This window comes from Streptococcus sp. oral taxon 431, from assembly GCF_023115445.1.
Lineage (GTDB): Bacteria > Bacillota > Bacilli > Lactobacillales > Streptococcaceae > Streptococcus.
In genome coordinates this window covers 23,082-49,953 of the sequence record NZ_JALDUI010000011.1, presented here as the reverse complement: position 1 = coordinate 49,953, position 26,872 = coordinate 23,082, and the positions used below count along the sequence as shown (strand labels likewise).

The window sequence follows — 26,872 nt, the reverse complement described above, 5'->3', positions numbered from 1 at the left end:
AAGTGACGACCGCGCCCGTTACCGAAATTATCGCAGTAGGCACTAAGGTAGAGTCCACCTCTATTCCAAGCGAAGGTACTCCAAGCTTGGTTGAGGTGAAACCAGAACTTGAAGTTACGACAGAAACCGTTGCTTATGATACTCTTCATCAGGAAGACCCAGACTTGCTCAAGGGTCAAACCCGTGTCATTCGAGCAGGGGTAGCAGGCGGACGCACTATTTTAACGGAAGTGACGACTGTAGATAGCAAGGAAGTCCGCCAAGTCAAATCCAATAGTGTTACCCAAGAACCGATTTCAGAAATCATCGCAGTAGGTACTAGGGTAGACTCCACCTCAATCCCAAGTGAAGATTCTCCAAGCTTGGTCCAAGAGAAGCCAGAGTTAGAGGTGACGACAGAAACCGTTGCCTATGACACTCTTCATCAGGATGATCCAGACTTACTTAAGGGTCACACCCGCCTTATCCAAGCAGGCCTAGCAGGCGAGCGTACCATCTTAACCGAGGTTACGACTGTAGATGGCAAGGAAAATCGCAAGCAGGTCTCTAATGAAGTTACGACCGCACCCGTTACCGAAATCATTGCAGTAGGTACTAAGGTAGACTCCACCTCAATCCCAAGTGAAGGTGTACCAAGCTTGGTCGAGGTGAAACCAGAGCTTGAAGTGACGACAGAAGCAGTTGCTTATGACACCATCCATAAGGAAGATCCAGACTTGCTTAAGGGTCAAACTCGCCTTATCCAAGCAGGGGTAGCAGGCGAACGCACTATTTTAACGGAAGTGACGACCGTAGATGGCAAGGAAAATCGCAAGCAGGTCTCTAATGAAGTTACGACCGCGCCCGTTTTCGAAATTATCGCAGTAGGTACTAAGGTAGAATCTACCTCAATCCCAAGTGAAGGTGATCCAAGCTTGGTCCAAGTGAAACCAGAACTTGAAGTTACGACAGAAGCAGTTGCCTATGATACTATCCATCAGGAAGATCCAGACTTGCTTAAGGGTCAAACCCGTGTCATCAGAGCAGGAGTAGCCGGTGAACGTACCATCTTAACCGAGGTGACGACACCTAACGGCAAGGAAAGTCGCAAACTGATTTCTAATGAAATAACAAGAGCCCCGGTTTCAGAAATCATCCTTGTAGGGACTAAAAAAGAGCCTTTGCCTGTACCACAACCAAAAGTTGAAACCCAAACGATCCCATATAAAACAATTTATCAAGCAGATGACAGTCAAGAGGTCGGTTCTAGAAAAACTAAAACACATGGTGTCAATGGACAAGTAGAAACCACTACCCGATATACAAGAGATCAAACAAGTGGCCAGATTACAGAGTCTAGTACATCAAAAAACTTGGTGGAAAAGGTAGATGAGATTATTCTAGTTGGAAGCAAACCAAGTGTGGAAACGAAGGTTATCGCTAATAAAACGATATATGAAGCGGACCCAACACTTCCTTATCAAACAGAAAAAGTTGCTGTTTCCGGTAAGGAAGGAAGCGAAAAAACGACTACCACCTACCAAGTAGATACTCAGACAGGTCAGGTTACAGAAAGAGATCACCAAAAAGAAGTAACAGTTCCGATTGATAAAGTTATGAAAGTCGGAAATGTCGAAATCGTCGTGACACCAATTCCAATCAAGGAGGAACGCCGTCAGGATCCAAGACTTGATAAGAATCTTGAAAAACTAGAAAGCCAGGGCGAGCCTGGCGAGACCACCACTATCAGAGTCTATGAAGTAAATTCTCAAACAGGTGAATTGCTATCACACACGGAAACAAGTGCTGTGACAAAAGCAATGAAGCCAAAGGTCATCTTGGTGGGAACCAAAGAAAACAAACCACATCTTCTTCCAGTGAATACGGAGTTAGAAAATGCTATCGATGTACGGCCTGCTAGCCAAGGAATGAAGGCTGTGGATTTGCTTTCCAATCCTTACGTGACAAACGCCCTCAGACCAAATATTCTGGGACGAGATGTGATTAGTAAGAAGATTGAACTCAAAAAGACAAATCCTGCTATTACAGATGAAGAGGTCAAAGAAGTCCTTCGCAAAGAATATCTAGAGAGATTATCTATTAAAGATACGCTTGAAGAAACGAAAAAGACCCTAGATACAGACCTTAAAAAAGTTGTAGCCCATACCTTGAGTGTGCTCGGAAACACAGCAGAAACCAGAGCCAAGGTTCAGGCAGATTTAGAAGCTAATAAGGAAAAAATTCTCCTAGGTTTGACCTATATCAATCGTTTCTACAATATTGACTTTGGCAAGACCAATATCCGTGATATTCTTGCCTACAATCCAAGCTCTTTTGGCAAGAAGGTGACGTCATTAGAATGGCTAACATCTCTGGGTTCAATGAGCTATGATGAGATGAAACTTGTCAATAGTCCTAGAACATTTGAAGCATACTTTGGAAAAGTAACCGATAAGTCAACCCTATTAGACTTTCTTGACTATAACCGAACAACCTTTACAATCATGGATGGTGATACTTGGTTGAAGGATGCTACAAAAGCCATCGTTGTTGAGAAAAAATCTAAAGAAAAAACAGATGAAAATGTCAGTCTTTACACGAAGTTGACCTCTGACCCTGCCAAGTACGGGGCAGAACCTCAACAGATTGATAATCGCAAACAATATAACATGGCTACCCTTCTAGGTCTAGTAAACATCAAGGAACCAAGTATTTATGCCATTACAAATATGGCGACCGTTTCTTACGGGAATATCGGAACTTATATGGATACCTCACTGGCTCAGAGCAATCCTACTCAATATAAGGCTGAATTGGAAAAAGTGAAGGCTCTGGTTGAATTGACAGCTGAGCGTCAGGCTGCTTATGTTGATACGCTTTATAGAATCACTAAAAAAGACAATCAATCAAAACTAGTAACCAACCGTTTGATTGTGGATACTATGAAAAAGTATACTAGCAAGCAAAATGCAGGTATCAAGGAAACCTGGTCCAAGGAGTTTGGTTCAGAGGCGGATAAGGGAGTCAAGGACTTTATGTCTCCGCTAGGCATGTATTCTCCGCCTCAATCAGTAGGTGCTGAGGCTAATGGGGCTGGTGTTCGCTACTTTATTGATAGGGTTTTGGACGATCGAGGGTCAGCAACCTATTCTCATGAAATGACTCACTTGTTGGATCGTACAGTTCTCTTTAACAATTATGGTCGACGAGATGGTACAGGAGCAGAATTCTATGCACGTGGAATCTTTGAAAACTCCTACACTCCTGAAACAGATAGTTACTTTAACTTGAACTTTGTTTATGATGAGAGTGACAAAGAAAGTTTTTACAACAAAACACCAGAACGCTTTAAATCAGCCGCAGATTTGAAAGAATATATGCACGGTAGTTTCGATGTTCTCTATACTTTAGATTATCTAGAAGCTGAGGCAAGCCTGGGTTTGTCAGTAGCAGATAAGGCAGTCTACTTCAAGCAACTCTTTCCGACTGCGACAAGTGGTTCAAGAACTCCTGTTTCTTATCCAAATCCATCTGTCAAACCAACCCACCAGAGTGAGGAAATCAAGGCCTTGACAGAGGCAGATGCTAGCAAGTTAGGCGATGTTCATAGTTTGATTGACAACCACATCGTAGTAAACCGCTATATTATCAAGGGATTCACGGCTACAGGCAAAGTAGATGCCAATGGTTATTACACCGTTGATATGTTTGATACGATTTATGGTGTCAACGAAAATGATAAGGGAATGAGTGGGGATATCAGCTTTAGGAAGCAAGCCTTTGAACTCATGGCAGGTCTTGGCTATTACGAAGGTTTCGTTCCTTATGTCTCTAATCAGTACAAGCAAGATGCAGAAAAAGAGAATCGTCCCTTGTCAGACCAATACATCTTTGAAAAGATCTTAGCTGGTAAGACCTATGCTCAATTCAAGAAGGAACAAATGGATGAACGGATTGCGAATATCAGTAAGTTAAAACCGATTACCATTGACTACAAAGGTAAGCAGGAAGTGATTTCTAGTCCTGAACGAATGAAGCAATTGATGGAAGTAGCGGTAGAAGAAGAGCTTGCTCAGATTAAAGCAGGAAATATCAGTCAAAAACAATACCGTTTCATTGAAACTCCTGTTCAGAAGTTGAAAAAAGCTATATACAAAGCATATCTCAAGGAATCAAATGAGTTTAGAAATTCCATCTATACTTCTTAAGGGAAAGATAAGTCTATCATTAGGAGTTCATAGCAATTTTGCTACTCGGTAAGATTAACTAGTTAGCTAGGTTCGAGACAGAAAAACACCTTTTGAATTGCAAGTTCTCGCAGTTCAAAAGGTGTTTTGTTTATGATGATAGATTGCTTTTTTCTTCAGAATAGCGTTGATAGAAGTCAACTTTCAGTTGAATAAAGTTTTCCAATTCGCGCAGGAGTTGAAGTAAGGTTGCGCGCGTTTCAAATTCTTCCCTTGTTTTAGGGAGGTTACGATTGCGAAATACCTGCAGGTAGCTTTCAATATCATTTAATAAATCGTTGGCAGGATTGGTCTGGCTGAGTTGATCTGCAATTTTAGCGAATAGCTGGGCAAGGATTAGGCTTTCGCTTGCGGCTAGATTACAGGTGTTGATTTGCTGGGCCATATTACGAAGAATGCGACTCTGTCTCTGTCTCATTTCGAAATAGTGGATATGATAGTCGGTCTGATGAAAGAGGTGGTCAGAGTGATCAAGATAGACCAGTTTGAGAGCTTCTTCAAGGAGCTGATCCAGTTCTTCAACGAGTTGGGCACGGTTACGACCATCGCCCTTTCCAAGATAATATTCAAAACGTTGTAAAATGTGTTTGAGTTTTTCTTCTACCTTGAGATGATAGAGATGGATTTCTTCTTGCCGAGAAGGCATGTAAAGATTGACAGTCAAGGCGAATCCCGTACCGATCAGAAATAGGAGGAGTTCATTCACTAGCAAATCAGGTGATGTAGACTTCTGAACCAAGAGATGACTGACTAGGACACTACTCGGGGTAATGCCAATCTCCCAGCCAAGTTTATAGGCCAGAGGGACATAGAGAGCCAAATAGAGACCAAAACTCCAGATGTGATAGCCAGTCAGGTAAAAGGAAAGGACGCCAATGAAAAGAGCAAGAAGGGTTGAAAATAAACGATTGCGAGCCAGCTTAATGGTGCTTCGACGGGTATCCGATAAGCTCAATAGGGCAATGATACCAGCGGACACTGCTGAAGATAAATCCAGAAAGTAGGCTAGAACACAGGCCAAACAGGTCGCCAGAACGAGTTTAAAAGTACGTTGGGTGATAGACATGAGACATTTCCTAAAATGAATGATAGAAACCAGACAAAACAAGCCCTAAATAGGCTTGCCTTGATTATTTATTGCGAGCAGAGGAAAATTCAGCTACTGCTGTAAAGAGGACATCTGTTGAGGAGTTGAGGGCTGTTTCGCAAGAGTCTTGGATAACACCGATGACGAAACCTACACCTACAACCTGCATAGCGATATCATTGGTAATCCCAAAGAGGCTGCAGGCAACCGGGATAAGTAGGAGTGAACCTCCGGCGATCCCTGAAGCACCGCAGGCAGAGATGGCTGCAACGATACTGAGTACAAAGGCTGTTGCAAAATCAACTGAGATTCCAAGGGTATTGACAGCTGCTAGGGTTAAGATGTTGATGGTAACAGCAGCTCCAGCCATATTGATAGTTGAACCAAGTGGGATAGAGACAGAATAGGTATCTGGATTAAGCCCTAGATCCTCACAGAGTTTCATATTAACAGGGATATTAGCAGCTGAACTTCGAGTGAAAAAGGCTGTGACTCCACTGATACGCAAACATTTCCAAACAAGTGGATAAGGATTTTTCTTGATAAAGAGAAAAGCAATCAGAGGATTGATCACTAGGGCAACGAAAACCATAGTGGCAATCAAAAGTCCGAGTAAGATTCCGTAATTTGCTAAACTCGCAATTCCTTGGCCAGAGATGGTTTCGAAGACTAATCCGAGGATACCAAATGGCGCAAGGTTAATGATCCATTCGACGATTTTTGAAGTCACACTGGCCATTGTTTTGAGTAGCTCCTTGCTATTTTTGCTAGCTTCACGCATGGCAACTCCAAAGACGATAGCCCAGGACAAAATTCCGATATAGTTAGCTCCGATGATGGCATTGACAGGATTGTCTACTATTTTTAGTAGGAGATTACTGAGTACTTGTCCGATGCCGTCTGGAGGAGTAACTTCTGTACTAGCACTACTCAAGACCATCTGAACAGGGAAGAGAAAGCTAGCCAAAACTGCTACAAGAGCCGCAGCAAAGGTCCCCAGCAAATAGAGGAAAATGACTTTTTTCATATTGCTATCTTGACCTTTCTGGTGTTGGGAAAGGGCGTTAGCGACTAAAGCAAAAACTAGGATAGGGGCGATGGCCTTTAGTCCTCCTACAAATAAATCTCCCAATAAACCGATGCCAGTTAGATTAGGAACGAGTAGACCCAGAATTGCTCCTAAGGTCATTCCGATTCCGATCCGTTTGATAAGATTTGTTTTGTTCCAAGCACGAATAATTCTTTTCATAAAGGTCTCCTTTTTGTGTATTGTTTATGATTATAGTATAAATATACTTGAAAAGCAAGTGTCTTATAGATTTTATTAGAATAAATGAATATTTATGAAAAGGATGGCGAGGAAGGATTTATGGTATAATGAATAGAAAAGGAGTTTTATATGCAAGAATTTTTTCAACGTTATCTGGATAAATTAGATGTAACAACTGTTTTAGAAAATCTCTTGACCAAGGTGATTTCTCTTCTACTTCTTATCCTTCTATTCTATATAGCTAAAAAGTTCCTCCATGTTGCTGTACGAAAGATTGTTAAACCTTCACTTAAATTTTCAAATCGAGATGCAGGTAGACAAAAGACCATTTCTCGTTTGCTTGAGAATATTTTTAACTACACACTTTATTTCTTCTTGATTTACTGTATCTTGTCTATCTTAGGGTTGCCTGTATCTAGCTTGCTTGCTGGGGCTGGGATTGCTGGAGTGGCTATCGGTATGGGGGCACAAGGCTTTCTATCAGATGTCATCAATGGCTTCTTTATTCTCTTTGAGCGCCAATTGGACGTTGGAGACGAGGTTGTCTTGACAAATGGGCCTATTACCGTATCAGGTAAAGTTGTCAGTGTTGGAATTCGGACGACTCAACTGAGAAGTGACGACCAAGCCCTTCACTTTGTTCCTAATAGGAATATCACCGTCGTTAGCAATTTTTCAAGAAAAGAAGAGAACTGAAATTTTACTTGATTTATGGTACAATAGAAAGAGTTTGGTGAAGGAGAAACGATGTTTTTAGATAAGCAGTTAGGAAATGGTTGTACCTGGATTAATCTAGATGTGGAAATCATCAAAAATCTTGAAGATTTATCTGAAATCTATGGATTGGATAAAGAAACCATCGAATATGCGCTGGATAGAAACGAACGAGCCCACATGGATTATAATCGTGAAAATGGGACAGTCACCTTTATCTACAACGTTCTTGACTTAGAGAAGGACAAGGAATACTATGAAGCCATTCCTATGACCTTTATCGTTGAAAAACAACGAATGATTACCATCAGCAATCATAAGAACGCTTATGTCATTGATCAGATGCTAGGCTATCTTGAAAATCATGAAATCATTTCAATCTACAAGTTTCTATTTGCCGGTTTAGAGCTTATCAGCAATGCTTATTATCCCGTCATTGAACAGATGGATAAGAGCAAGGATGAAATCAGTGCCTTGTTGCGTCAAACAACCACTAAAAAAAATCTCTTTGCCCTCTCTGACTTGGAAACTGGTATGGTTTACTTGACAGCTGCGGCTAAACAAAATCGCCTCCTCTTGGAACATATCCAAGGACACGCGCTTTATCGGAACTTTAACGAAGTGGAAAGAGAGCAGTTTGATGATGCTATGATTGAAGCTCATCAGTTGGTGTCCATGACAGATTTGATTTCTCAAGTCTTGCAACAACTCTCCGCTTCTTACAACAACATCCTAAACAATAACCTGAATGATAGTTTGACAACCTTGACCATTATCTCAGTTTTGCTAGCCATTCTTGCAGTCATTACAGGATTTTTCGGAATGAATGTCCCTCTGCCATTTACAGAAGAGCCCAATGCTTGGATTTATATCTTAATAGCAAGTTTGATTTTATGGGCAGCCTTATCTCAATGGCTGAAGAAAATTACTAGAAAATAAAAGAGAAGGAGACAGAATGGCGATTGAAAATTATATGCCAGATTTTGCCGTGGAAGCAGTTTATGATCTGACAGTTCAAAGCCTGCAAAAACAGGGAATCAAAGCTGTTTTGGTGGATTTGGACAATACCCTGATTGCTTGGAATAATCCAGATGGAACAGTAGAGATGAAGCAATGGTTGCATGATCTGCGTGATGCTGGCATACGGATCATTGTGGTATCTAACAATACTCCCAAACGTGTCAAACGAGCAGTTGAAAAATTTAATATTGACTATGTTTACTGGGCACTGAAGCCCTTTACTTTAGGAATTAACCGTGCCATGAAACATTTCCACTATGAAAAAGACCAAGTGGTCATGGTTGGCGACCAGCTCATGACTGATATTCGAGCAGCCCATCGAGCAGGCATTCGCTCGATTTTGGTCAAACCCTTGGTTCAACACGACTCTATTAAAACTCAGATCAACCGAGCGCGTGAGCGTCGTATGATGAGAAAAATCGCTGAAAAGTACGGCCCTATTACTTATAAAAAAGGAATCTAATTATGGAAGAAATTCTCTGTATTGGTTGTGGAGCAACCATTCAGACGGAAGATAAGACTGGTTTAGGTTTTACACCTCAGTCAGCACTTGAAAAAGGTTTGGAAACTGGAGAAGTTTATTGCCAGCGTTGTTTCCGTCTTCGTCATTATAATGAAATCACAGATGTGCAGTTGACGGATGATGATTTCCTAAAACTCTTGCACGAGGTTGGAGATAGCGATGCCTTGGTGGTCAATGTCATTGATATTTTTGACTTCAATGGCTCTGTTATCCCAGGTTTGCCACGCTTTGTGTCAGGTAATGATGTGCTTTTGGTTGGAAATAAAAAAGACATTCTACCTAAGTCAGTGAAACCAGGTAAGATTAGCCAATGGCTGATGGAGCGTGCTCACGAAGAAGGCTTGCGTCCTGTTGATGTCGTCTTGACTTCAGCCCAAAACAAGCATGCCATTAGAGAAGTAATCGACAAGATTGAACACTACCGTAAGGGACGTGACGTCTATGTTGTTGGGGTGACCAATGTCGGGAAATCAACCCTTATCAACGCCATTATCCAAGAAATTACAGGTGACCAGAACGTCATCACAACTTCACGCTTCCCAGGAACAACCTTGGATAAGATTGAAATTCCACTCGATGATGGTTCTTATATCTACGATACGCCGGGGATTATCCACCGTCACCAGATGGCCCACTACTTGACTGCTAAAAACCTCAAGTATGTCAGTCCTAAAAAGGAAATCAAGCCAAAAACCTATCAGCTAAACCCTGAACAAACCCTATTTTTAGGTGGATTGGGACGCTTTGACTTTATTGCAGGAGAAAAGCAAGGTTTTACAGCCTTCTTTGACAATGAACTCAAACTTCATCGTACCAAGCTAGAGGGAGCTAGTGCCTTTTACGACAAGCACCTTGGAACCCTCCTTACACCACCAAATAGCAAGGAAAAAGAAGATTTTCCAAAACTAGTCCAACATGTATTTAACATCAAGGATAAGACTGACCTAGTTATCTCAGGCCTGGGCTGGATCCGTGTAACAGGAACTGCCAAAGTAGCCGTCTGGGCACCAGAAGGCGTCGCCGTCGTCACACGAAAAGCAATTATTTAAAATAAAATCACCGAGCGAACAAAGTGAGCTCATAAAAAGATAGTTATTGCCGTGGTGTCTTGCCAATCTTTAGATTAGCAAGGGGCACAATTGAGACCTAGGCTCAATTGTGAGGTCAGGAAATCCATTTTTCAAAGATGAAATCATTGAAAAATTAGTTCCGACCGTCCCCCACCACCTAAAATAACTATCAAAAAAGGAAGAAAGAATATGTCATTAACATCGAAACAACGTGCCTTCCTCAACAGCCAGGCACACACCCTCAAACCCATCATCCAAATCGGGAAAAATGGTCTCAACGACCAAATCAAAACCAGCGTTCGCCAAGCACTTGACGCGCGTGAATTGATCAAGGTTACTCTCTTGCAAAACACAGATGAGAATATCCACGAAGTTGCTGAAATCTTGGAAGAAGAAATCGGTGTGGATACAGTCCAAAAAATCGGACGCATCTTGATTTTGTATAAACAATCAAGCAAGAAAGAAAATCGTAAGATTTCTAAAAAAGTTAAAGAAATCTAAAAATATACTCCAAAAAACTGTTTTTACAGAAGACTAAAGGAGATTAGCCTATGGCAATCGAATTATTAACTCCCTTTACAAAAGTGGAGTTAGAGCCAGAAATCAAGGATAAAAAACGTAAGCAAGTTGGAATCTTAGGTGGAAATTTTAACCCTGTTCACAATGCTCATCTTATCGTAGCAGACCAAGTCCGCCAGCAGTTGGGATTGGATCAGGTTCTGCTCATGCCCGAATATCAGCCCCCTCACGTTGATAAAAAGGAAACCATTCCAGAACACCACCGTCTCAAAATGCTTGAGTTAGCGATTGATGGAGTCGAAGGTCTAGCTATTGAAACCATCGAGCTAGAACGTAAGGGTATTTCTTACACCTACGACACCATGAAGCTTCTAACAGAGAAGAATCCAGATACAGATTACTATTTCATTATCGGTGCCGACATGGTAGACTATCTGCCTAAGTGGTATAGAATTGATGAGTTGGTGGATCTAGTTCAGTTTGTAGGGGTTCAGCGTCCACGTTACAAGGCAGGGACTTCTTATCCAGTTATCTGGGTGGATGTGCCTCTCATGGATATTTCATCCAGCATGGTGCGTGATTTCATCGCCCAAGGACGCACACCTAACTTTCTCCTACCTAAGCCTGTACTAGATTACATTGAGAAAGAAGGACTTTACTGATGGCATACCAGGACTATATCAACTGTTCCCGTGAGGAATTATTGAAAAAAATGGCAGAGCTTCTACCTGAAAAACGCTTAACCCATTGTTTGGGTGTAGAGCGCGCAGCCATTGAACTTGCAGAACGATTCGGAGTGGATGCCGAGAAAGCAGGTCTAGCAGGTCTCCTTCATGACTATGCTAAAAAGTTGTCAGATCAGGAATTTCTAGACTTGATTGACCGTTATCAACTAGATCTAGACCTCAAAAACTGGGGCAATAATGTCTGGCATGGTATGGTCGGGATTTACAAGATTCAGGAAGATTTGGATTTGCAAGATCCTGAAATTTTACGGGCTATTGAAATTCATACAGTTGGATCGAGTCAGATGACCGACCTTGACAAGGTTATCTACGTCGCAGACTACATCGAGCACAATCGTGCCTTTCCAGGAGTAGATGAGGCGCGTGAAATTGCTGAACTATCGCTAAATAAGGCGGTGGCCTACGAGACAGCTCATACCGTGGAGCATTTAGCGCATCAGGGATTTCCCATCTATCCCCAAACCCTTGAAACCTATAACGCCTATGTGCACTATTTGAAAGAGGATTAAATGAAGACGGCTTTTATAATCATTGATGTTCAGAATATTTTAGTGAAAACTGGGTTTCAGATAAAAAGTCTATTGGAAAAAATTTCTTATTTACAAAACCAGGCTAGAAGCAAGAATATCGAAATTATTTATGTTCAACATATTGAGAACTCTGCAGCTCAAACATCAGAAGATTGGCAGTTATCTGAGCTTTTAAGTCGAAAACCTAATGAAAAGGTCTTTCAGAAGAAGTATAACAGCATTTTCAAAGAAACTGGTTTAAAAGAATACTTGGATAAACAGGGGATTGAAAAATTAGTTTTATGTGGTATGCAGACAGAATATTGTGTGGATACCTCTGTCAAGGTTGCCTTTGAATATGGCTATCAGCTTATTATTCCAGAAGGAACTTGCACAACGTTTGATGGCGATGACATTCCAGCAGAAACGATAAATGAATTTTATGAGGACATTTGGGAGGAGCGCTTTGCAGATGTCCTAGATTACAAACATATTTTCTAGAAAGAGGACTAAATGAACGAAAAAGAATTACTAGAACTAGTCGTGAAAGCGGCTGATGAGAAACGTGCCGAGGATATCCTCGCACTTGATGTACAAGATTTGACCAGTGTGACAGACTACTTTGTTATCACTAGCTCTATGAATAGCCGTCAGTTGGACGCTATCGCTGATAATATCCGTGAAAAAGTAGCGGAAGCTGGTTTTAAAGGCAGCCATATCGAAGGCGATGCAGCTGGAGGTTGGGTCTTGCTAGACCTCGGTGGAGTTGTAGTGCATATCTTCTCAGAAGAAATGCGTGCCCACTATAACCTAGAAAAACTATGGCATGAGGCAGATTCTGTAGATATTTCAGAAACCTTAGCATAGGAGATGAACTCAGTTGCAGTCAACTGGGTTTTATTTGCTTATTTTAGAAAAATTGATTGAAAGGTAAAGGGCGAGTGGTGTTTGCCATGGACGCTCTTGGTATCATGATTATGGCAACTTATGCAACTTTTGCGGCGGTCTATGATGCGGTCATGGATGATAGTTTATATGACAAATGGACGGACTTTTCGCTACGCCATTTGCCTAAAACCAAGGACAGAAAGAAGCTTTTGGAATTGACTTGTGGGACAGGGATCCAGTCCGTTCGCTTTTCGCAAGCTGGTTTTGATGTGACTGGATTTGATTTGAGTGCGGATATGTTGAAGATTGCCGAAAAGAGAGCGGCTTCAGCCAAGCAAAAGATTGATTTCATTGAAGGTAATATGCTGGATTTGTCCAAGGCAGGTAAATACGACTTTGTGACCTGCTACTCGGATTCTATCTGCTATATGCAGGACGAGGTGGAAGTAGGGGACGTCTTTAAGGAAGTTTATAATGCCCTCAATGAGGATGGGGTCTTTATCTTTGATGTGCATTCGACTTACCAGACAGATGAGGTCTTCCCAGGTTATTCTTATCATGAAAATGCGGAAGATTTTGCCATGCTTTGGGATACCTATGAGGATGCAGCACCACATTCTATCGTGCATGAACTGACCTTCTTTATCAAGGAAGCGGACGGTTCCTTTAGTCGTCATGATGAAGTTCATGAGGAACGAACTTATGAGGTCTTAACCTATGATATTTTACTTGAGCAGGCTGGTTTCAAGTCCTTTAAACTATTTTCGGACTTTGAAGACAAGGTGCCAACAGAGACTAGTAACCGTTGGTTTTTCGTCGCACAGAAGTAGGAGAATATCATGACCATTACAGGTATTATCGCGGAGTTCAATCCTTTTCATAATGGACACAAATACCTGCTGGAACAGGCGGAGGGATTGAAAATTGTGGCCATGTCTGGGAATTTCATGCAGCGGGGCGAGCCGGCTATCGTGGACAAGTGGACACGGGCTCAGATGGCGCTGGAACATGGTGCGGATTTGGTCGTAGAATTGCCCTTTTTCGTCAGTGTCCAAGCAGCGGATTTTTTCGGCCAAGGTGCAGTGGCTATCTTGGAACGGTTAGAGATTGACACTCTAGCATTTGGGACAGAAGAAGTTCTGGATTACCAGAAAATCGCAGACCTATACTCAGAACGTGTTCAAGAGATGGAGAAATTTGTGGATAATTTACCTGATTCTCTTTCTTACCCACAGAAAACCCAAGCCATGTGGAAGGAATTTGCAGGTCTTGATTTTTCTGGAGATACCCCCAATCATGTCCTTGCTCTGGCCTATGCCAAGGCAGTCGCGGGGCGCAACATCAAACTTCATCCAATTCAACGTCAGGGAGCTGGTTACCATTCTGTAGGCAAGGATGTGGACTTTGCCTCGGCGACAGCTCTTCGTCAGCACCAAAATGACCAAGATTTCTTAGAACGTTTTATGCCTTCTGTTGAAATTTTTGAAAATGCTAGTAAGATAAATTGGGAAGATTATTTTCCACTCTTACGATATCAAATCTTGTCAAATCCAGACCTAACTGCCATCTATCAGGTCAATCAAGAAATGGTAGTGCGCATCAAGGAAGCCATCAAAACAGCCCAATCTGTCGAGGAATTGGTTGAGTTAGTGGCTACCAAACGGTACACTAAAGCGCGTGTCAGACGCCTCTTGACCTATATCTTGGTGCAGGCTAGAGAAAGTGACCTGCCAGAAGCCATCCATGTCCTTGGCTTCACTGAAAAAGGCAGACAACATCTTAAATCCTTGAAAGTCCAAGTCCAGCTAGTTAGCCGAATCGGCAAAGAGCCTTGGGATGCTATAACTCAAAAGGCAGACCAAATTTATCAACTGGGACACCCAAGTATCGCAGAACAAAATTTTGGTCGAGTGCCAATTAGAATAGAAACAAACTAAGTCTACTGAAAGGTAGGCTTTTTTTGGTCTTTTTCGAATAAATAGATATAAAAGAAAAAACTTGTACAAGTTCCTGACAATTTCTTTCTTTTTGTGTATAATAGTGGAAAAGAGGTAAAACGAGGTATGGTTATGGAAGCAGTTCTTTACTCAACATTCCGAAATCATTTGAAGGATTATATGAAGAAGGTAAACGATGAATTTGAGCCTTTGACGGTGGTCAATAAAAATCCAGACGAGGATATTGTAGTCCTTTCAAAAAGCGAGTGGGATAGTATTCAAGAAACTCTAAGAATCGCTCAGAATAAGGAGCTTTCTGACAAGGTCTTGCGAGGAATGTCCCAAGTTCGTGCGGGACACACTCAGGTGCATGTGATTGAGGAGTGATGGATGCTACTCAAGTTTACAGAAGATGCCTGGTCAGATTATTGCTATTGGCAAAACCAAGATAAGAAAACATTAAAAAGAATCAACAAACTAATCAAGGATATTCAACGCGATCCTTTTTCAGGAATTGGTAAACCAGAACCGCTCAAGTATGATTACCAAGGAGTTTGGTCACGTCGGATTGATGCAGAAAATCGCTTGATATATATGATGGATGGTGATAGCGTCGCTTTCTTATCCTTTAAGGATCATTACTAAGTCTACTGAGAGGTGGGCTTTTTCTAATTTGTGTGTAAAAAAATTCTTTAAAAATTTGCTTAGTAACAATACCCTAGTTTATTAGGGAAATAAGGATTTTAATCGCCGAAATAAGCAAAACAACTTAAAATTAAGGTTTGTTAAAAATGATTTTTTATGGTATAATGTATGAGAATGCATATCATTCGGATGAACAAATAAATTGAGGTAAAAACATGGAAATTATGGCGATTGTTATCGTTGTTTTTGCCGTCATCATTGGTTTAGTCATTGGATATGTCAGCATCTCAGTCAAGATGAAATCATCACAAGAGGCTGCAGAGCTGATGCTTTTAAATGCTGAACAAGAAGCAACTAATTTACGAGGACAAGCTGAGCGCGAAGCGGATTTATTACTCAATGAAGCTAAGAGCGAAAGCAAGTCTCTTAAAAAAGAAGCACTATTGGAGGCCAAAGAAGAAGCCAGAAAATACCGTGAAGAAGTGGACGCTGAATTTAAATCAGAACGTCAAGAACTCAAGCAAATCGAAAGTCGTTTGACCGAACGTGCTAGCAGTCTTGATCGTAAAGATGACAATTTGACGAACAAAGAAAAAACACTTGAACAAAAAGAACAAAGTATTTCTGATAGAGCAAAAAACCTTGATGTACGTGAAGAGCAACTAGAAGAAATTGAGAAACAAAAGCAAGCTGAACTAGAGCGTATTGGAACTCTGACTCAGTCGGAAGCAAAAGACATTATCTTGGCCCAGACAGAGGAAAACTTGACTAAGGAAATTGCTAGTCGCATTCGTGAGGCTGAGCAAGAAGTTAAGGAACGTTCAGACAAATTGGCTAAGGATATCTTGTCTCAAGCCATGCAGAGAATTGCTGGTGAGTATGTAGCTGAGTCTACCAACTCTACAGTTCATCTGCCTGATGATACCATGAAAGGTCGTATCATTGGTCGTGAAGGGCGTAATATTCGTACCTTTGAAAGTTTGACAGGGGTTGATGTTATCATTGACGACACTCCAGAAGTGGTAACCTTGTCAGGTTTTGATCCTATCCGTCGCGAGATTGCCCGTATGACGATGGAAACCTTGCTTAAGGATGGACGTATCCACCCAGCTCGTATCGAAGAGTTGGTTGAGAAAAATCGTCAAGAGATTGATAACAAGATTCGTGAATATGGTGAGGCAGCAGCCTATGAAATTGGTGCACCGAACCTTCACCCTGACTTGATGAAGATCATGGGTCGCTTGCAGTTCCGTACTTCATACGGACAAAATGTCTTGCGTCATTCGATTGAAGTTGCTAAGTTGGCTGGTATTATGGCCAGCGAACTTGGTGAAAATGCTACCCTTGCTCGTCGTGCGGGATTCCTTCACGATATTGGTAAAGCCATTGACCGTGAAGTAGAAGGTAGCCACGTTGAGATTGGTACCGAGTTAGCTCGCAAGTACAAAGAGCATCCAGTTGTAATCAACACCATTGCAAGTCACCACGGAGATGTAGAACCTGAAAGTGTGATCGCAGTTATCGTTGCTGCAGCGGATGCCTTAAGCGCAGCCCGTCCAGGAGCTCGTAGTGAGTCACTCGAAAGCTACATTAAACGTCTCCATGATTTAGAGGAAATTGCGAATAGCTTTGAAGGTGTTCAAAATAGCTTTGCCCTTCAAGCAGGTCGTGAAATCCGCATTATGGTAAATCCAGGTCAAATCAAAGATGACAAGGTCACAATCTTGGCTCATAAAGTTCGTGAGAAAATCGAAAACAATCTCGATTACCCAGGAAATATCAAGGTAACCGTGATTCGTGAACTTCGTGCAGTTGATTATGCAAAATAAATAAGAAAGAGCAGTTGAAAAATTACTGCTTTTTTGTTACACTAGATAGAAAGATTGTAGCGAGCAGAAATGGCTTTAGATATATAATCTTACAGAAATTTTCAAGTCATTTCACAAACTATCCAAAGGAGACATAATGGCAGACCGAGGCTTACTAATCGTTTTTTCAGGTCCTTCAGGAGTTGGAAAAGGAACGGTTAGACGAGAAATTTTTGAGAGTTCTGAAAATCAATTTCAATATTCTGTATCTATGACAACGCGGGCACAACGTCCAGGTGAAGTAGATGGTGTTGATTATTTCTTCCGTACACGGGAGGAATTTGAAGAGTTGATCCGTCAAGGGCAAATGTTAGAGTATGCAGAGTATGTGGGTAACTATTATGGAACTCCTCTGACTTATGTTAATGAAACGCTTGATAAGGGAATCGATGTCTTTCTTGAAATTGAAGTGCAGGGAGCTCTCCAGGTTAAGAAAAAAGTTCCAGATGCGGTCTTTATTTTTTTAACACCACCAGATTTGGAAGAATTGCAAGACCGTCTCGTTGGCCGAGGTACAGATAGTGCAGAAGTGATTGCTCAGCGTATCGAAAAAGCCAAGGAAGAAATTGCTTTGATGCGTGAGTATGACTACGCTATTGTAAATGACCATGTTCCTCTAGCGGCCGATCGTGTTAAACGTGTGATTGAAGCAGAACATTTCCGTGTAGACCGCGTGATTGGTCATTATCAGGATATGCTACCAAAGTCTCCGACTATTCGATAAAATTTAGAAAACAGGTACAAACAAATGATGCTTAAACCCTCTATTGATACCTTACTTGACAAGGTACCATCAAAATATTCACTCGTTATCTTGGAAGCAAAGCGTGCTCATGAATTAGAAGCTGGAGCACCTGCTACTCAAGAATTCAAATCTGAAAAATCAACTCTTCGTGCCTTGGAAGAAATTGAATCAGGGAATGTAACCATCCACCCAGATCCAGAAGGAAAACGCGAAGCTGTTCGTCGTCGTATCGAAGAAGAAAGACGATTGAAAGAAGAAGAAGAAAAGAAAATTAAAGAGCAAATCGCGAAAGAAAAAGAAGAAGGTGAAAAAATTTAAGGTTGGGGGGACTCAATCTTATTTTTTCTATTGCAAGAATACTCAATCAATTAAAAGGATTTAAGAAGAGAAGGAGGTGAGGATATGGCTATTGCAAAAATCATTGTGGATGTTCCCTTGATGCAGACAGACCAGCCCTATAGCTACAAGATTCCAGAGGAATTTGAAGAGATGCTGGAAGTTGGCATGCGAGTTCATGTACCTTTTGGGAAGGCCAATCGCTTGATTCAGGGAATTGTTCTTGGGTTGGAGTCTCAATCTGATGCAGATGTGGCAGACGAGGACTTAAAAGAAATTGCCGAGGTGCTGGACTTTTCTCCTGTTTTAACAGAGGAACAACTCTGGTTGGCCGAAGAACTACGTAAGACAGTTTTTTCATACAAGATTTCTATCTTAAAAGCCATGCTTCCAGGATTTTTGAATTCTAGCTATGATAAGATCCTCTATCCTCTGGAAGGCTTGAGTCAGAAAGATAGAGACCGTTTGTTTGGTTCGCAGGAGTCTCTAGCATTTTCATCTCTTGACCTAGAAAAGCAAGCTGAGATGATGCGTTTGACCCGAAAAGGGATCTTGAAGCTAGAGTATCAGGCTGTGGATCAGAAGAAAGTTAAGACGCAGTCTTGGGTTGAAGTTCATCTTGAACAGTTAGAAAAGCTAGAAATCTCAAATCGTGCCAAGAAGAAATTGGAACTGCGAGAATATTTATTAGTACATCCTGAAACAGTTCCTTTAGCTGATTTGTTAGAACATTACTCACGGGAACAAGTCAATTTCTTTGTGGAACAGGGGGCTTTGACGATTCTTCAAAAGGAAGTTCAACGCTCAGCCGCCTACTTTGAAGGAATCGAGTCAAATCAAGCCTTAGAGTTAAACCCAGAGCAAAAACAAGCCTGTGAGGCGGTTGTTGGAGCGATTGGGAAGCAATATCCTCCCTTTCTTCTACAAGGAATCACTGGAAGTGGGAAAACCGAGGTTTATCTGCAGATTATCCAAGGTGCCCTGGATATGGGAAAAACAGCGATTGTTCTAGTGCCAGAGATTTCTCTCACACCTCAAATGACGGAGCGTTTTATTGCTCGTTTCGGTGATAAAGTAGCCATTCTTCACTCAGGCTTGTCCAATGGTGAAAAGTATGATGAGTGGCGCAAGGTGGAGCGTGGAGATGCTCAGGTAGTTGTAGGGGCCAGGTCTGCTATTTTTGCGCCTTTAAAAAATCTAGGTGTTATCATTATCGATGAAGAGCACGAGGCTAGTTATAAGCAAGATAGCAATCCTCGTTATCATGCTAGAGATGTGGCTCTTTTACGAGCCCAGTACAATCAGGCTGCCCTAGTCCTGGGTTCTGCAACACCGAGTCTAGAAAGTCGTGCGCGTGCTGGCAAGGGTGTTTATCAACATCTCCGTCTGACGCAAAGGGCCAATCCTTTAGCAAGTATTCCTCAAGTTCAACTGATTGACTTCCGTGATTATATCGGGCAAAATGAAACATCAAACTTTACACCACCACTGATTGAGGCCATTCGAAATCGATTGGATAAAAAAGAGCAGGTTGTTCTCATGCTCAATCGTCGTGGTTATTCTAGCTTTGTTATGTGTCGGGAATGTGGGACTGTTGATACCTGTCCCAACTGTGATATTTCCTTGACGCTACACATGGATACTAAGACTATGAATTGTCATTATTGTGGTTTTTCTAAGGAAATCCCTCATGTCTGTCCAAACTGTCAGAGTCGTAGTATTCGATACTATGGAACAGGAACTCAGAAAGCCTACGATGAGCTAGCAGAACTCTTTCCGCAGGCAGGTATTCTGCGAATGGATGTGGATACCACTCGTAAGAAAGGCAGCCACCAAGCCTTACTGGAGCAGTTCGGAAAAGGGGAGGCTGATATTTTACTTGGCACCCAGATGATTGCCAAGGGCTTGGACTTTCCAAATGTGACCTTGGTTGGTGTTCTCAATGCGGACACAGCCTTGAACCTGCCTGATTTCCGTTCTTCTGAGAGAACTTTCCAACTCTTGACCCAGGTGGCAGGACGAGCAGGAAGAGCTGAAAAAGCTGGGCAGGTCTTGATCCAGTCTTACAATCCTCAGCACTATGCTATTCGCTTTGCCAAGGATCAGGATTACGAAGGATTTTATGCCTATGAAATGGGCATCAGACGTCAGTTGGGTTATCCACCTTATTATTTCACAATTGGAATTACCTTGTCTCATAAGAAAGAAGAAGAGGTTCTTAGAAGAGCTTATGAAGTCATGGAAATATTGCGGTCAGGTTTGTCGGATGCTAGTATCATCCTTGGACCAACACCAAAACCTATCGCTCGCACTCATAACCTCTATCATTACCAAATTTTGATTAAATACCGTTTAGAAGATGAGCTGGGCTCAACCCTTAACCAGGTCTTGGCCTTGACACAAGAACGGGAAAATAGCGAACTTCGTCTCAGTATTGACCACGAACCGCAACAATTTTTATAGAAGGAGAAAAGATGACAAAACTAATATTTATGGGAACGCCTGAATTTTCAGCGACTGTTTTAAAGGGACTTTTGACAGATGACCGCTACGAGATTGTTGCAGTTGTAACTCAGCCAGACCGTGCGGTTGGACGTAAAAAAGTCATCCAAGAAACCCCAGTCAAACAAGCAGCCAAAGAGGCAGGACTTCCTATTTACCAACCTGAAAAATTATCGGGTAGTCCAGAAATGGAAGCCATCATGAATTTGGGAGCTGATGGGATTGTAACAGCAGCTTTTGGACAATTCCTCCCAAGTAAACTCCTTGATAGCATGGATTTTGCAGTCAATGTTCATGCTTCCCTCCTTCCCAAACACCGTGGTGGTGCTCCTATCCATTATGCCTTGATTCAGGGTGATGAGGAGGCAGGAGTAACCATTATGGAAATGGTCAAGGAGATGGACGCAGGAGATATGATTTCCCGTCGTAGTATTCCAATTACAGATGAGGACAATGTAGGAACCTTGTTTGAGAAATTGGCGGTTGTTGGTCGTGATTTGCTTTTGGATACTCTACCTGCTTATATAGCTGGTGAAATTCAGCCTCAACCGCAAGATCCAAGCCAAGTAACTTTCTCACCAAATATCAAACCAGAGGAGGAAAAACTGGACTGGAACAAGACCAACCGTCAACTCTTTAACCAAATTCGTGGGATGAATCCTTGGCCAGTTGCTCATACTTTTCTAAAGGGCGAACGCTTCAAAATCTATGAAGCTCTGCCTGTAGAAGGTCATGGAACTCCAGGTAAGATACTCTCCATCGGTAAGAAAGAATTGATTGTCGCAACAGCAGAAGGGGCTCTATCTCTCAAACAGGTTCAACCAGCAGGAAAACCTAAAATGGACATTGGTTCCTTCCTTAACGGTGTGGGACGGACTTTAGCAGTAGGAGAACGATTTGGTGACTAAAGTAGAAACGGCTAGAAGTTTAGCCCTAGAGGTATTGGAATATGTCTTTATCCAACAAGCTTACTCCAATATCGCCTTAAACAAACACCTAAAAGCCAGTCAGCTGTCAGCAACAGACAAAGGCTTGGTGACCGAACTGGTCTATGGAACCGTAGCTCGTAAACTAACTTTAGAATGGTATTTGTCTCACTTTATTGAGGATAGAGACAAGCTAGACAGCTGGCTCTATGTTTTGCTTCTCATGAGCGTCTATCAACTCCAATACTTGGATAAACTTCCTGATCATGCAGTGGTCAATGAAGCAGTGGAACTGGCTAAACTTCGAAAAAAAGGTAGCGAAAAACTAGTCAATGCTGTTCTGCGCCGCATCTTGCGTGAGGGCTTGCCAGATATTGCCAGTATCAAACGTAAAAATAAGCGTGATTCCATCGCCTACTCTTTGCCAGTGTGGTTGGTTTCTAAGCTCAAGGAAGAGTATGGTGAAGAGAGAGCGCAAGCGATTTTTGAAAGTCTATTGAAGCGTAATAAAGCCAGTATTCGCGTAACAGATTTGAGCCGAAAAGAGGAAATCAAAGCTCTGCTTGGTGCAAGTGATTCTCATTTATCTCCTGCTGGTCTGGTTAAGGAACAGGGGCATTTTGCGGGTCATGACTTGTTTGCTGAAGGGGTTATTACTATCCAAGATGAGTCTAGTCAACTGGTTGCACCAACACTAGAGCTACAAGGAGAGGAGCAGGTTTTGGATGCCTGTGCAGCTCCTGGCGGAAAGACCGCCCATATGGCATCCTATCTGACGACAGGTCAGGTAACGGCTTTAGATCTCTATGACCACAAACTCACCTTAATTCAAGAAAATGCTCAGCGTTTAGGTGTAGCGGACCGTGTCCAAACGCAAAAACTGGATGCTCGAAAAGTGCATGAATTTTTTGGTAAGGATCAATTTGATAAGATTCTTGTTGATGCCCCTTGTTCAGGGATTGGTTTATTGCGTCGAAAACCAGATATCAAATATAATAAAGAGACAGCAGATTTCGCGTCATTACAGGAAATTCAGCTGGAAATATTAGGTAGTGTTTGTCAAACACTACGAAAAGGTGGTATAATAACCTATAGTACCTGCACTATTGTCTCGGAAGAGAACTTTAAAGTGGTTCAAGCATTTTTAGAAAGTCATCCCGAGTTCGAGCAGGTTAAACTAGAACACGAATGCAAGGATATTCTAAAAGATGGCTGTATCCTTATTACTCCGGAATTGTACGGAAGTGATGGATTCTTTATTAGCCAATTTCGTAAGATATCCAATTAGGAAGGAACTGACACAATGGAGATTTCATTATTAACAGATGTGGGTCAGAAGCGTACAAATAATCAAGACTATGTCAATCTTTTTATCAACCGAGCAGGTTGTACAATGATTCTCTTGGCTGACGGAATGGGAGGTCATCGCGCAGGAAATATTGCTAGCGAAATGGCTGTGACTGACTTGGGTGTGTCATGGGTAGATACCCAGATTGACACGGTCAATGAAGTTCGCGAATGGTTTGCCCACTACCTAGAAATTGAAAATCAAAAGATTTATCAACTAGGACGAGATGAAGCCTACAAGGGAATGGGGACAACCCTCGAAGCTCTTGCAGTTATCGGAAATCAGGCAATTTATGCCCATATCGGAGATTCTAGAATCGGTCTCATTCGAGGGGAAGAGTACCGTCAACTGACAAGTGATCATTCCTTGGTTAACGAATTGCTCAAGGCAGGTCAACTGACACCAGAAGAGGCAGAAGCGCATCCACAAAAAAATATTATCACCCAATCTATCGGACAAAAAGACGAAATTCAACCTGACTTAGGAATTGTCAGTTTGGAAGCAGGAGACTATCTCTTGCTCAATAGCGATGGTCTGACAAATATGATTTCAGCTAGTGAAATCTGTGATATTGTCACAAGTGATATCTCGCTTGATGATAAAGCGGCGACCTTGATTCGTTTTGCTAACAATGCTGGTGGCCTTGATAATATTACAGTTGCCCTTGTTTCGATTGAGGAGGAGGCGGCACAATGATCCAGATCGGCAAGATTTTTGCCGGGCGGTATCGGATTGTCAAACAAATTGGCCGTGGAGGTATGGCGGATGTCTACCTGGCCAAGGATTTGATTTTAGACGGGGAAGAGGTAGCTGTAAAGGTCCTAAGGACTAACTACCAGACTGACCCGATTGCTGTTGCTCGTTTTCAGCGTGAAGCGCGTGCAATGGCTGACTTAGATCATCCCCATATCGTTCGGATAACGGATATCGGCGAAGAGGACGGTCAACAGTACCTGGCTATGGAATATGTAGCCGGTCTTGATCTCAAGCGCTATATCAAAGAACACTATCCCCTCTCAAATGAAGAAGCTGTCCGTATTATGGGTCAGATTCTCTTAGCGATGCGCTTAGCGCACACTAAAGGTATTGTCCATCGTGACTTAAAACCTCAAAACATTCTTTTAACTCCGGATGGGACGGCCAAGGTAACTGACTTTGGGATTGCCGTAGCCTTTGCAGAGACCAGTCTGACTCAGACCAACTCTATGCTGGGCTCTGTCCACTACTTGTCACCTGAGCAGGCTCGTGGCTCTAAGGCAACTGTCCAGAGTGACATCTATGCCATGGGGATTATCTTCTATGAGATGTTGACAGGGCATATCCCTTATGATGGCGATAGTGCAGTAACCATTGCCCTCCAGCATTTTCAAAAACCGCTGCCATCGGTCATCGCTGAAAATCCATCTGTCCCCCAAGCCTTAGAAAATGTGGTTATCAAGGCAACTGCTAAAAAGCTTACGGATCGATACAAGTCGGTTTCAGAGATGTATGTTGATTTATCTAGCAGTCTATCTTATAACCGCAGAAATGAACCTAAACTTGTTTTTGATGATGCTAGTAAGGCAGATACCAAGACCTTGCCAAAGGTTTCTCAAACAACCTTGACCTCTATTCCTAAGGTTCAACCACAGACAGATAGCCATCAGGCAACTAAAGCTAGCCCAGAAGTAAGCGCTAAAAAATCTGTGGAAAAACCGGTGAAAAAACGTCGTTTTAAAGCACGTTATCTAGTTCTACTAGCAAGTTTCGTACTGGTTGCCGCTTCTTTGGTGTGGATTTTATCCAGAACACCAGCTACTGTTGAGATTCCAAAAGTTGCAGGTCAAACTGTTGCTGAAGCTAAGGAAACTTTGAAAAAAGCCAACTTTGAAGTTGGTGATGAGAAAACGGAAGCCAGTGAAACAGTCGAGGAAGGACGGGTTATCCGAACAGATCCAGATGCTGGCTCAGCTCGCAAAGAAGGGTCTAAAGTTAATCTAATCATATCTTCAGGTAAACAATCATTTAAGATTGGAAACTATATTGGACGAAAATCTACTGATGTTATTGCAGAATTGAAAGGGAAAAAGGTTCCTGAAAATCTGATTAAGATTGAAGAAGAAGAGTCCAGTGAATCAGAACCAGGTGTGGTTTTAAAACAGAGCCTAGCAGAAGGTACAACCTATGATCTTAGCAAGGCAACTTCTATCGTTTTGACTGTTGCTAAAAAGGTGACAACCGTGACCATGCCAAGTTATATTGGCTCAAGTCTTGAATTTACAAAGAATAACTTAATTCAAATTGTTGGTGTCAAGGAAGCCAATATCGAAGTAGTGGAGGTATCGACAGCTCCTGAGGGCGCTGCTGAAGGAACCGTTGTGGATCAAAGTCCAAAACTAGGTGAGAAAGTTGATCTAAGTACGACACGTATAAAGATTTCTATTTATAAACCAAAAACTCCACCATCATCTTCTTCGGTTCCGTCTTCGAGCCAGCGCAATACTAATAGAACGGACAATACAGTGCCATCACAAGGTCCAACAACTCCATCTTCGTCTTCGCAAACTCATGTGGACGAACATAGCACAAATAACTAACCAATCTTTGTCACAGTTTTTGTGACAAAGATTTTTTTTCCTTCAAATTTGTGATAAAATAAAAGAAGCTTATCAAGGAGGGAAATATGGACGAATCAAAAAAACTGAATGCAGTTATTGATGTCATTATGCTTGCAGGAACGATTCTGCTTCGAAATGGCTCTGAAATCCATCGTGTTGAGGATACTATGATTCGTATTGCGCACTCGCAAGGCATTATGGATTGCAATGTCCTAGCCATGCCTGCCGCCATTTTTTTTTCCATTGAAAATACAAATATCTCTCGTATGAAGCGAGTGACCTCCTCTGCTTATAATATTGAGAAGGTGTGTGATGTCAACCAGATTTCACGGCAACTTGTAGCAGGACAGCTGGATTTGGAGACAGCCTTTATCCAACTAAAGGAATTGAATGCCAAGGCATCTCCCTATACCAATGTTCAACTAATTGCTGCAGCGACCCTCAGTGCTCCTTTCTTTTCAATCATGTTCGGTGGGAATGTCTACGATGCAATCGGAGCAGGAGTGGCGACCTTGTTTGCCTTCACTTGTTCGCTCTATGTAGAAAAATTTATCCGTATTCCCTTTATGACTGCTTTCGCAGGAGCTCTTGTCTTTGGTTTGATTGCACAATTTTGGGCGCGCTATTCTGGTTTACCATCAACAGCTGATCTGGTGATTGCGGGTGCGGTTATGCCTTTTGTACCTGGAATTGCTCTGACCAATGCTGTTCGAGATATTATGACCAATCACATTAACTCTGGTATGAGCAAGATGTTTGAATCCTTGCTGATTACCCTTGCCTTAGGGGCTGGAACATCAGTCGCCCTCATACTCATGAACTAATATGACACTAACAACATTTTTATTGCAAGCTCTGGCAAGTTTGCTTGCCATTATTACCTTTTTAATCGTTTTAAATGTCCAGCGTTCCATGCTTATCCCTGGTGGAGTTTTAGGAATGTCTATCTGGCTACTCTATCTGATACTCAAGGAACCAACCAATGTTATTTTGGCAACCTTTATTGCTGCGGTGATTGGTTCTTGTGTTAGCCAGATTATGAGTATTCTCTACAAAACACCAGCAGTGGTTTTTGCCCTAGCCATTCTGGCACCATTAGTGCCAGGTTATCTGTCCTATCGAACCACTTCCTTCTTCGTTACAGGTGACTACGGCCATGCCATTTCTAGTGCCATGCTAGTTATGATGTTGGCCCTTGTTATCTCCATTGGAATGGCCAGTGGGACAGTTTTGTTGAAATTGTATCATTATCTCAAAAAGAATCGAGCTAGCTAAGACTCGATTTTTTGTAGCCCTAAAGTTCTATTTGAAAAATGAGATAATGAACTTGATTTGGTGAATCAAGTCTTTTTTAGCTCATTTGACCTCAATTGTGATAAAATAGAGGTGAACGATT

The 26,872-nt window shown here is 42.0% G+C and carries 26 protein-coding genes; 24 read left to right on the top strand and 2 right to left on the bottom strand.

Annotated elements, in window-relative coordinates; genetic code table 11:
• The coding region (locus M1R56_RS06895; RefSeq protein ID WP_248035268.1) for a ZmpA/ZmpB/ZmpC family metallo-endopeptidase at window positions 1-4,187 on the top strand (4,187 nt) is incomplete at its 5' end.
• Window positions 4,188-4,317: 130 nt separating this feature from the next.
• On the opposite strand, the gene M1R56_RS06890 is transcribed toward M1R56_RS06895, so the two are convergent.
• Both M1R56_RS06890 and sstT read right to left on the bottom strand, forming a co-directional pair.
• On the bottom strand, window positions 4,318-5,292 hold the full coding sequence (locus M1R56_RS06890) for an aromatic acid exporter family protein (protein ID WP_248035266.1): 975 nt from the start codon (window positions 5,290-5,292) through the stop codon (window positions 4,318-4,320).
• Between the two features lie 64 nt (window positions 5,293-5,356).
• Entirely contained in the window at window positions 5,357-6,562 is a 1,206-nt protein-coding gene (gene sstT / locus M1R56_RS06885) for a serine/threonine transporter SstT (protein WP_070461192.1), read from the bottom strand.
• Window positions 6,563-6,712: 150 nt separating this feature from the next.
• Between sstT and M1R56_RS06880 the strand changes: the two genes are divergently transcribed.
• The 23 genes from M1R56_RS06880 to M1R56_RS06770 all read left to right on the top strand — a co-directional run bounded on the left by M1R56_RS06880 (window position 6,713) and on the right by M1R56_RS06770 (window position 26,751).
• Window positions 6,713-7,279 carry a mechanosensitive ion channel domain-containing protein gene (locus M1R56_RS06880; protein ID WP_248035264.1) on the top strand — a complete coding sequence of 189 codons (567 nt, stop codon included), beginning with the start codon at window positions 6,713-6,715 and terminating at the stop codon, window positions 7,277-7,279.
• A 51-nt stretch (window positions 7,280-7,330) separates the two neighbouring features.
• Window positions 7,331-8,236, top strand: a complete 906-nt coding sequence (locus tag M1R56_RS06875; protein ID WP_075231455.1) for a magnesium transporter CorA family protein — start codon at window positions 7,331-7,333, stop codon at window positions 8,234-8,236.
• A gap of 16 nt (window positions 8,237-8,252) precedes the next feature.
• Window positions 8,253-8,780: a YqeG family HAD IIIA-type phosphatase gene (locus M1R56_RS06870; protein WP_248035262.1), complete on the top strand. Its 528-nt coding sequence runs from the start codon at window positions 8,253-8,255 to the stop codon at window positions 8,778-8,780.
• Window positions 8,781-8,782: 2 nt separating this feature from the next.
• Entirely contained in the window at window positions 8,783-9,889 is a 1,107-nt protein-coding gene (gene yqeH / locus M1R56_RS06865; RefSeq protein WP_248035260.1) for a ribosome biogenesis GTPase YqeH, read from the top strand.
• A gap of 210 nt (window positions 9,890-10,099) precedes the next feature.
• Window positions 10,100-10,411 carry a ribosome assembly RNA-binding protein YhbY gene (yhbY, locus tag M1R56_RS06860; protein ID WP_000060171.1) on the top strand — a complete coding sequence of 104 codons (312 nt, stop codon included), beginning with the start codon at window positions 10,100-10,102 and terminating at the stop codon, window positions 10,409-10,411.
• 50 nt (window positions 10,412-10,461) lie between these two features.
• Window positions 10,462-11,091 carry a nicotinate-nucleotide adenylyltransferase gene (locus M1R56_RS06855; RefSeq protein ID WP_248035257.1) on the top strand — a complete coding sequence of 210 codons (630 nt, stop codon included), beginning with the start codon at window positions 10,462-10,464 and terminating at the stop codon, window positions 11,089-11,091.
• On the top strand, window positions 11,091-11,684 hold the full coding sequence (yqeK, locus tag M1R56_RS06850; RefSeq protein ID WP_248035256.1) for a bis(5'-nucleosyl)-tetraphosphatase (symmetrical) YqeK: 594 nt from the start codon (window positions 11,091-11,093) through the stop codon (window positions 11,682-11,684). The genes M1R56_RS06855 and yqeK overlap by 1 nt, the downstream gene beginning before the upstream one ends.
• Entirely contained in the window at window positions 11,685-12,185 is a 501-nt protein-coding gene (locus tag M1R56_RS06845; protein ID WP_075231450.1) for a cysteine hydrolase family protein, read from the top strand.
• Between the two features lie 12 nt (window positions 12,186-12,197).
• Window positions 12,198-12,551 carry a ribosome silencing factor gene (rsfS, locus tag M1R56_RS06840; protein ID WP_075231449.1) on the top strand — a complete coding sequence of 118 codons (354 nt, stop codon included), beginning with the start codon at window positions 12,198-12,200 and terminating at the stop codon, window positions 12,549-12,551.
• Between the two features lie 110 nt (window positions 12,552-12,661).
• The gene (locus M1R56_RS06835) at window positions 12,662-13,402 is read left to right on the top strand and encodes a class I SAM-dependent methyltransferase (RefSeq protein ID WP_282434686.1); all 741 of its coding nucleotides are present in this window, start codon (window positions 12,662-12,664) and stop codon (window positions 13,400-13,402) included.
• A gap of 9 nt (window positions 13,403-13,411) precedes the next feature.
• Window positions 13,412-14,509 (top strand): nucleotidyltransferase, encoded by a 1,098-nt coding sequence (locus tag M1R56_RS06830; RefSeq protein WP_248035254.1) that lies wholly within the window; start codon window positions 13,412-13,414, stop codon window positions 14,507-14,509.
• Window positions 14,510-14,641: 132 nt separating this feature from the next.
• The gene (locus tag M1R56_RS06825; RefSeq protein WP_186822552.1) at window positions 14,642-14,896 is read left to right on the top strand and encodes a type II toxin-antitoxin system Phd/YefM family antitoxin; all 255 of its coding nucleotides are present in this window, start codon (window positions 14,642-14,644) and stop codon (window positions 14,894-14,896) included.
• Between the two features lie 3 nt (window positions 14,897-14,899).
• The gene (locus M1R56_RS06820) at window positions 14,900-15,154 is read left to right on the top strand and encodes a Txe/YoeB family addiction module toxin (protein WP_248035252.1); all 255 of its coding nucleotides are present in this window, start codon (window positions 14,900-14,902) and stop codon (window positions 15,152-15,154) included.
• Window positions 15,155-15,369: 215 nt separating this feature from the next.
• Complete coding sequence (locus tag M1R56_RS06815; RefSeq protein WP_049528027.1) at window positions 15,370-16,983, top strand: ribonuclease Y; 1,614 nt, start codon at window positions 15,370-15,372, stop codon at window positions 16,981-16,983.
• A gap of 136 nt (window positions 16,984-17,119) precedes the next feature.
• Window positions 17,120-17,746: a guanylate kinase gene (gene gmk, locus M1R56_RS06810; protein ID WP_248035250.1), complete on the top strand. Its 627-nt coding sequence runs from the start codon at window positions 17,120-17,122 to the stop codon at window positions 17,744-17,746.
• A gap of 24 nt (window positions 17,747-17,770) precedes the next feature.
• A complete protein-coding gene (rpoZ, locus tag M1R56_RS06805; protein ID WP_006146546.1) occupies window positions 17,771-18,085 on the top strand; it encodes a DNA-directed RNA polymerase subunit omega in 315 nt (104 codons plus the stop codon).
• Window positions 18,086-18,169: 84 nt separating this feature from the next.
• Window positions 18,170-20,566 carry a primosomal protein N' gene (locus M1R56_RS06800; RefSeq protein WP_248035248.1) on the top strand — a complete coding sequence of 799 codons (2,397 nt, stop codon included), beginning with the start codon at window positions 18,170-18,172 and terminating at the stop codon, window positions 20,564-20,566.
• A gap of 11 nt (window positions 20,567-20,577) precedes the next feature.
• Window positions 20,578-21,513 (top strand): methionyl-tRNA formyltransferase, encoded by a 936-nt coding sequence (fmt, locus tag M1R56_RS06795; RefSeq protein ID WP_248035246.1) that lies wholly within the window; start codon window positions 20,578-20,580, stop codon window positions 21,511-21,513.
• Window positions 21,506-22,819: a 16S rRNA (cytosine(967)-C(5))-methyltransferase RsmB gene (gene rsmB, locus M1R56_RS06790; RefSeq protein ID WP_248035244.1), complete on the top strand. Its 1,314-nt coding sequence runs from the start codon at window positions 21,506-21,508 to the stop codon at window positions 22,817-22,819. Before fmt ends, rsmB begins: the two co-directional genes overlap by 8 nt.
• Before the next feature lie 15 nt (window positions 22,820-22,834).
• On the top strand, window positions 22,835-23,575 hold the full coding sequence (locus tag M1R56_RS06785; RefSeq protein ID WP_248035242.1) for a Stp1/IreP family PP2C-type Ser/Thr phosphatase: 741 nt from the start codon (window positions 22,835-22,837) through the stop codon (window positions 23,573-23,575).
• Window positions 23,572-25,455 (top strand): Stk1 family PASTA domain-containing Ser/Thr kinase, encoded by a 1,884-nt coding sequence (gene pknB, locus M1R56_RS06780; protein ID WP_248035240.1) that lies wholly within the window; start codon window positions 23,572-23,574, stop codon window positions 25,453-25,455. The genes M1R56_RS06785 and pknB overlap by 4 nt, the downstream gene beginning before the upstream one ends.
• An 86-nt stretch (window positions 25,456-25,541) precedes the next feature.
• Window positions 25,542-26,300, top strand: a complete 759-nt coding sequence (locus M1R56_RS06775) for a threonine/serine exporter family protein (protein ID WP_248035238.1) — start codon at window positions 25,542-25,544, stop codon at window positions 26,298-26,300.
• Window position 26,301: 1 nt separating this feature from the next.
• Complete coding sequence (locus M1R56_RS06770) at window positions 26,302-26,751, top strand: threonine/serine exporter family protein (protein ID WP_049503410.1); 450 nt, start codon at window positions 26,302-26,304, stop codon at window positions 26,749-26,751.
• Window positions 26,752-26,872 lie beyond the last annotated feature (121 nt).

Bases quoted from the DNA above. Each gene is read 5' to 3' on its own strand.
- M1R56_RS06890 (WP_248035266.1), bottom strand. From the start codon at position 5,292: ATGTCTATCACCCAACGTACTTTTAAACTCGTTCTGGCGACCTGTTTG.
- sstT (WP_070461192.1), bottom strand. From the start codon at position 6,562: ATGAAAAGAATTATTCGTGCTTGGAACAAAACAAATCTTATCAAACGG.
- M1R56_RS06880 (WP_248035264.1), top strand. From the start codon at position 6,713: ATGCAAGAATTTTTTCAACGTTATCTGGATAAATTAGATGTAACAACT.
- M1R56_RS06875 (WP_075231455.1), top strand. From the start codon at position 7,331: ATGTTTTTAGATAAGCAGTTAGGAAATGGTTGTACCTGGATTAATCTA.
- M1R56_RS06870 (WP_248035262.1), top strand. From the start codon at position 8,253: ATGGCGATTGAAAATTATATGCCAGATTTTGCCGTGGAAGCAGTTTAT.
- yqeH (WP_248035260.1), top strand. From the start codon at position 8,783: ATGGAAGAAATTCTCTGTATTGGTTGTGGAGCAACCATTCAGACGGAA.
- yhbY (WP_000060171.1), top strand. From the start codon at position 10,100: ATGTCATTAACATCGAAACAACGTGCCTTCCTCAACAGCCAGGCACAC.
- M1R56_RS06855 (WP_248035257.1), top strand. From the start codon at position 10,462: ATGGCAATCGAATTATTAACTCCCTTTACAAAAGTGGAGTTAGAGCCA.
- yqeK (WP_248035256.1), top strand. From the start codon at position 11,091: ATGGCATACCAGGACTATATCAACTGTTCCCGTGAGGAATTATTGAAA.
- M1R56_RS06845 (WP_075231450.1), top strand. From the start codon at position 11,685: ATGAAGACGGCTTTTATAATCATTGATGTTCAGAATATTTTAGTGAAA.
- rsfS (WP_075231449.1), top strand. From the start codon at position 12,198: ATGAACGAAAAAGAATTACTAGAACTAGTCGTGAAAGCGGCTGATGAG.
- M1R56_RS06835 (WP_282434686.1), top strand. From the start codon at position 12,662: ATGGCAACTTATGCAACTTTTGCGGCGGTCTATGATGCGGTCATGGAT.
- M1R56_RS06830 (WP_248035254.1), top strand. From the start codon at position 13,412: ATGACCATTACAGGTATTATCGCGGAGTTCAATCCTTTTCATAATGGA.
- M1R56_RS06825 (WP_186822552.1), top strand. From the start codon at position 14,642: ATGGAAGCAGTTCTTTACTCAACATTCCGAAATCATTTGAAGGATTAT.
- M1R56_RS06820 (WP_248035252.1), top strand. From the start codon at position 14,900: ATGCTACTCAAGTTTACAGAAGATGCCTGGTCAGATTATTGCTATTGG.
- M1R56_RS06815 (WP_049528027.1), top strand. From the start codon at position 15,370: ATGGAAATTATGGCGATTGTTATCGTTGTTTTTGCCGTCATCATTGGT.
- gmk (WP_248035250.1), top strand. From the start codon at position 17,120: ATGGCAGACCGAGGCTTACTAATCGTTTTTTCAGGTCCTTCAGGAGTT.
- rpoZ (WP_006146546.1), top strand. From the start codon at position 17,771: ATGATGCTTAAACCCTCTATTGATACCTTACTTGACAAGGTACCATCA.
- M1R56_RS06800 (WP_248035248.1), top strand. From the start codon at position 18,170: ATGGCTATTGCAAAAATCATTGTGGATGTTCCCTTGATGCAGACAGAC.
- fmt (WP_248035246.1), top strand. From the start codon at position 20,578: ATGACAAAACTAATATTTATGGGAACGCCTGAATTTTCAGCGACTGTT.
- M1R56_RS06785 (WP_248035242.1), top strand. From the start codon at position 22,835: ATGGAGATTTCATTATTAACAGATGTGGGTCAGAAGCGTACAAATAAT.
- pknB (WP_248035240.1), top strand. From the start codon at position 23,572: ATGATCCAGATCGGCAAGATTTTTGCCGGGCGGTATCGGATTGTCAAA.
- M1R56_RS06775 (WP_248035238.1), top strand. From the start codon at position 25,542: ATGGACGAATCAAAAAAACTGAATGCAGTTATTGATGTCATTATGCTT.
- M1R56_RS06770 (WP_049503410.1), top strand. From the start codon at position 26,302: ATGACACTAACAACATTTTTATTGCAAGCTCTGGCAAGTTTGCTTGCC.